The following is a 1,893-nucleotide window of genomic DNA, read 5'->3' as shown; positions in this document are numbered from 1 at the left end:
CCCAACTTCGACAGTTCGCGGCTGATTTTTCCGGATTTCGTTTGGCGCAGGTCAACAAAACAAGGCGTTTTGTATCGCGAAGCGGTAGATTTCGTGGGATCGTTGTTGTGGCACGTGGTGTGATTTTATTCCATTGATGCAATGCCAATAATGTAATACCGTCGCGACATGTATACGAAGATCACGCGATCCGGCGGCCGCCAGTACCTTCAGCTCGTCGAGGGCTACCGCAACGAGCAGGGAAAGGTTCGTCATCGGGTTGTCGCAAACCTCGGGCGCCTCGAGGAGCTGAGCCCCGCGAAGCTTGATCCCCTGATCGGGGGCCTCAACCGAGCGCTCGGTCGCAGTGAGAACACGGCCTTTCCCGTCGAGATCGAAAGTTCCAAGGCCTACGGCAACGTGTTCGCCCTGCACGAGCTTTGGGCGGATCTTGGGTTCGACCGCGCCCTTGGGCGCGCGATCCGCTCGGGACGGCGGCAGATCAGGGCAGATGCCTTGGTGAGGGCGATGGTCTTTAACCGTCTGTGCGACCCCACAAGCAAGCTGGGATGCCTTCGCTGGCTGGAGACGGTGGCCATGCCCGATATGCCATCCAAGGTCGAACACCATCATTTGCTTCGCGCCATGGACGCGCTCATGGACAATGTCGATCGCGTGGAGGCCGAGCTGGCCCGCCAGATCCGGCCCCTGGTCGATCGGGATTTGACGGTCGTCTTCTACGACCTGACCACCGTGCGTATTCATGGGGAGGGGGAGGTCGAGGAAGACATCCGTGCCTATGGCATGAACAAGGAGACGGGAGGGATCGCCCGCCAGTTCGTGCTGGGCGTCGTGCAGACCGCCGAGGGGTTGCCCCTCATGCATACCGTGCATCCGGGCAACGTGGCCGAGACCAGGACGCTGCAGGCCATGTTGGCCACCGTCCTGCAGCGCTTTCCCATCGAGCGCGTGATCCTGGTGGCCGACCGCGGGCTCCTGAGCCTCGACAATATCGGCGCCCTGACATCCTTGGCCGAGCAGGACGGGCGCATACTGGAGTTCATCCTGGCCGTTCCCGCGCGCCGCTACAGCGACCTGGTCGAGACCTTCCGGGCGCTCAGCTTTGACGAAGACGGGCTGGCTGAGGATCGCTTTGCCGGCCACCGCCTGATCGTCGCCCATGATCCCGTGCGTGCCGCCGAACAGGGAGACCGGCGTCAAGCCCGCATCGCCGAGCTGGAGGCCATGGCCGAAAACATGGTTGGCAAGCTCGACGCTCAGGACGCCGGGAAGACCGCAAAGGGACGCCGCGCCTCTGACCGCGGGGCCTACAGTCGTTTCACACGGGCCGTCGCGGAGGCCGAGTTGACCCGCTTCCTCAAGGCCGATCTCAATGCAGACCGCTTCAGCTGGTCGATCGACGAGGCCGCCATTACCGAGGCCACGCTCTTCGATGGCAAGCTTGCGCTGATCACCAACGCTCCGGACCTCACCCCTTCTGAGGCTGTCATGCGCTATAAGGGGCTCGCGGATATTGAGCGCGGCTTCCGCGTGCTGAAATCCGACATCGAGATCGCGCCGGTCCACCACCGGCTGCCTGATCGCATCCGCGCCCATGCCATGATCTGCTTCCTGGCCCTCGTCCTCTACCGCGTCATGCGTATGCGCTTGAAGGCCAAGGGCCACAGCGCAAGCCCACGGACCGCCCTAAATCTCCTGGAGCGCATCCAGAAGCACGTGGCACGCATCGGCCCTGCAACCAAGACAACCCTCACCCGACAGCAACCGGAGCAATTGGAACTCTTCGATGCACTGAGCCTGAAAACACCCTCCTGAAACGGCCCGGTTGTGGCAAAAGCAGATATCCCGCATCAATAATATCAATCACTTACGCGTTTAACTGTTGAAGTTGGG

At 61.8% G+C, this 1,893-nt stretch carries 1 protein-coding gene; it reads left to right on the top strand.

Annotation, left to right across the window (positions count from 1 at the left end; all coding sequences use genetic code 11):
• The first annotated feature begins 168 nt into the window (after nt 1-168).
• On the top strand, nt 169-1,815 hold the full coding sequence (locus DL899_RS19180; RefSeq protein ID WP_111735905.1) for an IS1634 family transposase: 1,647 nt from the start codon (nt 169-171) through the stop codon (nt 1,813-1,815).
• Nucleotides 1,816-1,893: the final 78 nt, after the last annotated feature.

It is taken from the genome of Roseovarius amoyensis, from assembly GCF_003260265.1.
In the GTDB taxonomy this organism is placed as follows: Bacteria; Pseudomonadota; Alphaproteobacteria; order Rhodobacterales; family Rhodobacteraceae; genus Roseovarius; species Roseovarius amoyensis.
This window is presented reverse-complemented; position numbering and strand designations above follow the sequence as displayed.